Annotated in this window: 5 protein-coding genes and 1 pseudogene; all 6 read right to left on the bottom strand. The window is 38.0% G+C overall.

Annotation, left to right across the window (positions count from 1 at the left end; all coding sequences use genetic code 11):
• A pseudogene (locus ACESK1_RS10535) lies at window positions 1-170 on the bottom strand (ATP phosphoribosyltransferase); the annotation flags it as partial.
• 255 nt (window positions 171-425) lie between these two features.
• On the bottom strand, window positions 426-1,241 hold the full coding sequence (locus ACESK1_RS10540) for a prohibitin family protein (protein ID WP_372920143.1): 816 nt from the start codon (window positions 1,239-1,241) through the stop codon (window positions 426-428).
• Window positions 1,242-1,255: 14 nt separating this feature from the next.
• Window positions 1,256-3,097, bottom strand: coding sequence for a VWA domain-containing protein (locus ACESK1_RS10545; RefSeq protein ID WP_372920144.1), 1,842 nt, complete (start codon window positions 3,095-3,097; stop codon window positions 1,256-1,258).
• A gap of 285 nt (window positions 3,098-3,382) precedes the next feature.
• On the bottom strand, window positions 3,383-4,129 hold the full coding sequence (gene fabG / locus ACESK1_RS10550) for a 3-oxoacyl-[acyl-carrier-protein] reductase (RefSeq protein WP_372920145.1): 747 nt from the start codon (window positions 4,127-4,129) through the stop codon (window positions 3,383-3,385).
• A gap of 134 nt (window positions 4,130-4,263) precedes the next feature.
• On the bottom strand, window positions 4,264-5,139 hold the full coding sequence (gene sucD / locus ACESK1_RS10555; RefSeq protein WP_372920146.1) for a succinate--CoA ligase subunit alpha: 876 nt from the start codon (window positions 5,137-5,139) through the stop codon (window positions 4,264-4,266).
• A gap of 113 nt (window positions 5,140-5,252) precedes the next feature.
• Window positions 5,253-5,654, bottom strand: coding sequence for a nuclear transport factor 2 family protein (locus tag ACESK1_RS10560; RefSeq protein WP_372920147.1), 402 nt, complete (start codon window positions 5,652-5,654; stop codon window positions 5,253-5,255).
• Between the last annotated feature and the right edge of the window lie 40 nt (window positions 5,655-5,694).

Genomic DNA, 5,694 nt, shown 5'->3' on the forward strand with positions numbered 1-5,694 from the left:
ATATCACCATTTCTTAAATACATTACTTCCAGAGGAAAATTGCGGGCCGTGGCTTTTAACTGTTCCTTACCGTTGTCTATCGAAATGCCAGCATCTTTAAGGATTCTGAGCGAATCCTCGTTAAGTCTTCCTGATTTTTGAATGGCAATCCTTAATTTTTCCTTGTTCATTTTTTTGATTTTTAGTTTTTAATTTAATCATTTTCGGACCTTCAAACAGGAAGTTTCTTAAAAATAGAAAACCCGTTTGAAGTACTCAAACGGGTTTTTAAAATATGTAAAATTACAACATATCAAATTTACCTCGCCTGAGCGTGGGGGTAAAAATGATGATGATGTAATTGAATTGTTCTCATTGTTGTAGCAAACTTAAGGCATAAAATTTAATTCACAAAAACGCAACCTCAAATTTTATGATTTGTTTGATTAATTATTTCCCAGGATCAAGGGCATTCCATCTTCGCCGCCGCCTATAACCACAGTCTTGGCATTGTTTGAGCGAGCAAGTTCTAAGGTAGCCTGAATTCCTTTTTCACGTAAAATATTATCGGTTAAGGAAGCATTTAGGATCTCATTTGCCGTAGCTTTACCTTCAGCATCAATGCGTTGCCGCTCGGCTTCCTGAGTAGCTTTAGTTAAACGAAACTCATACTCCAGAGATTCCTGTTCCTGGCGAAGTTTGCGTTCTATCGCATCCTTGATATTTGGTGGTAATGAAACATCTCTTACCAAGACTTCGTTTACCTGAACATATTGTTCTTGCAAGATTATCTGACTTTCTTCCAGAATCTCCTGCTGGATCACTTCTCGTTTACTGGAATACAATTGCTCTGGATCATATCTTCCAACCACTGCACGAGCGGCTGATCTTATCGCTGGCTGTAATAACCTCTGGATATAAGCCTCTCCTTTTTCCCGGTGAAGACGTCCCAGATTTTGATATGATGGCTGAAACCAGGTTGAAGCATCTATCCTGATCTCAAGTCCATTTGAACTTAAAACAGTCATAGTTTCTTCTAAGGATTGTTGACGAACCTCATAAATAAAAACCTTATTCCATGGGGCTACAAGGTGAAAACCTTCATTTAGGGGCGGACCCTCAGTAACAACTCCACCTCCAAAAGTTTTGTAAAGCACGCCGGCTTCTCCCGAGCCAATTGTCACGGTAGATTTTGAAATGAATATTATTAATAACACAATACCGATAATAATCGGTAAACCAATTTTAGGTAATTTTTCCATCTATTTTTTTGAATTTAAATTAGACCCCGGTATTTTCTGAAGAACCATTCGGCTGCAAGCAAAGCAACCAACAAAAACAAAAGATAATACCAGTTCACCAAAGGTACACTTTTTTCGTGGCTTTTTTGAACAGGAGTAAAGTTTTCGTCCTCGAGTAGTCGGGAAATTAGATGTTCATAATTATCACCATAATAAATTTCCTCCTGATTATTTTTAGCTAAAAACTGAAGCTTCTCCAGATTGGCAGAAGAAAATTGTAATTCTACATCTGAGGCGATATTAGTGAAGCTCCCGGTTTTAGTAAAACCGGTATTTTCCTCCCTGAAAATAAAATCGTATTTCCCTTCGGGAAGATTTTCAAGATTCAGAACATAGGAATTATCTTTTAGCACAAATCCAGCTTCAAAGCTATTATCGGTGTCTGAATTTTCTATACTCATAGTTAAAGAAGCACGGGGATCGAAGGTGTAATTTTCATCAAAAAACCTTGCCCTGAACTGGATTTGTTCATTTCCGTAATAAAAAGATTCATAATCCAGGCTCAGACGTTCCCGTTTTTGTTGAGAAGCCAGGTTTTGAATTATCTTCCCCAGAAAATCGTCAAAGCTCTCAAAGGAATCACTGTCCCGCCAGGCCTGGGCACGCCATTGCCAGATACCTTCTCCAAAAAGCACTCCAGTTTTAGTTCCATCACTTTCAGTAATTGCCAGTAATGGCTGAGCAGTTTCTACATTTTCGATTTTCTGATTTAACACAGGATTGAGACCCTTAGCTTCAATTTCTCCAAAAAGGTCCCGCAAGGGAGGGAAATCATTAAAACCAATATCATCAAATTGGAAATTTGTAAAATCAGGGTTTTTTACTGCTTGAATTTCCTGAGTTTGGGTGGTGAAATCCTTTTTAAAGAGATCCTGATTGGAATTAAGAAAACGCCAATCGGTTTTGGTACCGGTGATTATGAAACTATTGATATTCTCCAATTTCAATTCCTCAAAAACCTCATTAAAAACGGTTGTTGGTTGATAAAGTATCACCAACTGGTAATCCTGCAAAACAAAATCATCTGCCGGAAATTTAATATCCAGCTGTCGTTGACGGTTACTTTCTACAGATTTTTTTATACTGCCAAGGTCAGGGTGGGAAATATCTGTCAATAATAAAACCCGGGTGCGCTCGTCAATTACTTCGACAGCAAATTTGCGGCGGTTATTTTCCTTGTTTTTCTCTGAATCTAAAGGAAGTACTTCAGCATCATAAGTCAGAACCCCTAGACTTGATGCGGGAAGCGTGGTTTCAATTATTTGTGAAGTATTTAGAGGGTCAAGATTTATATCTTTTTTATAAATCACTGACTCTCCCGAACGAATCTCAAAACGACTGGAAACAGGTTCCTCTCCCTTATAATTAATAATAACCTCCACCGGAAACTGATTATCCAAAAATGTATAGCGGTTAACATTAAGCTGACTGATCTCAATATCGGAATAGGTAGTAGTGTCACCCAGAACAACAGGAATCACCCTCTGGTTGGAACTGGATTTAAAATACCTGAAATCCCTCCCCAGTGTTTGATTACCATCAGTTAGTAGTAAAATCGCAGATTTATTATTTCTGAAAAGCTCTTTCGTTTTGCTTAAAACCTTATTTATATCGGTTTGGGTGTCGTTAAAATTTAGACTGTCATTTAATTGAAAATCCCTTCCGAAGCTTAATCTTGAAATATTGAAGCGTTCCTGAAGCCGATCATTATTTTCGATTTCATGTATGAGATTTTTTAAAGTATCAGCCTGATCAAGATGTTTAATAGATGCTGAATTATCGGCGGCAAGGATCAGGTTTGTTTTTTCTACTTCCAAAGAAACAGTAGTAATCTTAGGATTTATAAGTAAAAGCAGTAAAACTAATAAAGTGAGGGCCCGCAGCGTGAATAACACATATTTATCCTGTTTTGTTTTTCTTGTGTGGAATAAATACTGAAAAAAAGAAAACCCCAGCGCAAAGATTGCAGCAAGGGTTATTAATATTATTTCGGTAAGATCCATTGAGGAAAGATATATAAAAAGCGACGAAGTTAGAAATTAGACCTCCTAAGAAAATGTAGATTCGTACTTCTTATTTCATTCTTCGAATGAATATTGTTTTTAAGTATGCATTCCGCCATCAACATGTAAAACCTGACCGGTTATATAATCACTCATATCACTGCCAAGAAAAACACAGGTATTTGCAATATCCTCAGGTGTACCTCCACGCTTAAGGGGAATAGCCTGTCTCCAGCCTTCAACGGTCTTTTCATCGAGTTGTCCGGTCATTTCAGTTTCAATAAAACCTGGCGCGATAACATTAGTACGGATATTTCTTGAACCGAGTTCCAGGGCCATAGATTTGGAAAAACCGATAATTCCTGCCTTAGAAGCTGCATAATTAGACTGACCAGCGTTTCCTTTAACCCCAACAACAGAACTCATATTGATAATACTTCCTTTGCGTTGTTTTAGCATAGTTCTTTGTACCGCTTTGGTCATATTGAATATAGACTTCAGGTTAACTTCTATAACCTTATCAAAATCTTCTTCACTCATACGCATTAGGAGATTATCTTTTGTGATACCTGCATTATTTACCAGAATATCAATCCTTCCAAAATCTTCTACAACATCTTTAATAAGTTGTTCAGATTCAGAAAAGCTTGCGGCGTTAGATTTATAAGCTTTTGCCTTAATCCCCATTCCACTAAGTTCTTCGGCAAGCGCATTAGCAGATTCGGCAGAGGAATTATATGTAAAAGCCACATTAGCTCCATGATCAGCAAAAACTTTTGCGATGCCTTTTCCAATTCCACGACTACCTCCGGTAATAATGGCATTTTTTCCTTCTAAGAGTTTCATATATAAAAAGATTGGTTGTTTTATTTTTCCAAATATAGTAAAAGCAAAAAGCTTAAATATTCACAAAGAAAAAATCCTTCTGCAATCACCCGAATTCAGGAGAAACAGAAGGATAGTTCTATTTAGAGGTAGTTTTATCCTTTAAGGACTTCAGCTACTTTTTTACCTATTTCAGCAGGAGAATCAACTACGTGAATTCCGTTTTCTCTAAGAATTTTTTTCTTAGCCTGTGCGGTATCTTCGCTTCCTCCAACGATGGCTCCGGCGTGACCCATAGTACGACCTGCTGGTGCGGTTTCTCCGGCAATAAAACCAATTACAGGCTTTCTGTTACCGTTTTCTTTAACCCACTGGGCGGCATCAGCTTCAAGCTGTCCACCTATTTCTCCGATCATAACAATGATCTCGGTTTCATCATCATTCATCAATAGCTCCACGGCTTCTTTGGTAGTAGTTCCAATAATAGGATCTCCTCCAATTCCGATAGCTGTAGTAATTCCAAGACCCTGTTTTACAACTTGATCTGCAGCTTCGTAAGTTAATGTTCCTGATTTAGATACAATCCCTACAGTTCCTTTTTTGAAAACGAAACCTGGCATAATACCAACCTTAGCCTCACCCGGAGTGATCACACCCGGACAGTTAGGACCAACCAATCTGGTGTCTTTACCTTTGATATAGCTAGAAGCTTTTACCATATCGGCTACAGGAATACCTTCGGTAATAGTGATGATTACTTTGATACCTGCATCTGCAGCTTCCATTATCGCATCAGCAGCAAAAGCCGGTGGCACGAAGATTAAAGAAACATCTGCGCCTGTTTCCTTTACGGCATCAGATACCGTATTAAAAACAGGACGGTCAAGGTGTTTTTGACCACCTTTTCCCGGAGTAACTCCTCCTACAACGTTGGTTCCGTATTCTATCATTTGCTCGGCATGAAAAGTACCTTCACTTCCGGTAAATCCCTGCACGATTATCTTTGAATTTTTATTGACTAAAACGCTCATAAATATTTATTTTTTGCGATAACAAAAGTAGGTTTTTAAAAATAAAACCTAAAGTTTTTTAATGGTTAATTACAGGAGGTATCAATGGATTCAGGCGAAAACAAATGAAATCTCTAATCTTTAGACCAGGGTTGTTCATTCACTTCTTCCCCAAGCTGACTTATTTGCACTCCGCGATAGAGTTTATCATCTTTTAATTCCCAGATGGCCATAAAATGCGCCAGTGGCATTTCCTCTTCAGGATTTTCTATTGTTCTGACGTGGTAGGTAAAGTGAATAGCAATTTTCCCGTTTTCAGAAAGAATGTTTTCCACTTCCGCTCTTAAAGATTCATACGATTCAGCTAGCTGTAGACTTATCCCTGCTATTTCATCTAGATTAAGTTTTTTGAGTCCGGTGGTACCATACCACGCGAGCTCCACCTGTGGATGAAGGAATTCTCTCAGGACTTGTTCATCCCGGTAAAAATCGGAAGTGTAAAAATTCTCAACAATTTTTTTTCCGCTTAAACCCATAATCAGTTTATTTTAATTTTTGGAGTAATTTAGGCAATTG

The sequence above is a fragment of the Salegentibacter sp. genome (assembly GCF_041642575.1).
Taxonomy (GTDB): Bacteria; Bacteroidota; Bacteroidia; order Flavobacteriales; family Flavobacteriaceae; genus Salegentibacter.

Bases quoted from the DNA above. Each gene is read 5' to 3' on its own strand.
- ACESK1_RS10540 (WP_372920143.1), bottom strand. From the start codon at position 1,241: ATGGAAAAATTACCTAAAATTGGTTTACCGATTATTATCGGTATTGTG.
- fabG (WP_372920145.1), bottom strand. From the start codon at position 4,129: ATGAAACTCTTAGAAGGAAAAAATGCCATTATTACCGGAGGTAGTCGT.
- sucD (WP_372920146.1), bottom strand. From the start codon at position 5,139: ATGAGCGTTTTAGTCAATAAAAATTCAAAGATAATCGTGCAGGGATTT.
- ACESK1_RS10560 (WP_372920147.1), bottom strand. From the start codon at position 5,654: ATGGGTTTAAGCGGAAAAAAAATTGTTGAGAATTTTTACACTTCCGAT.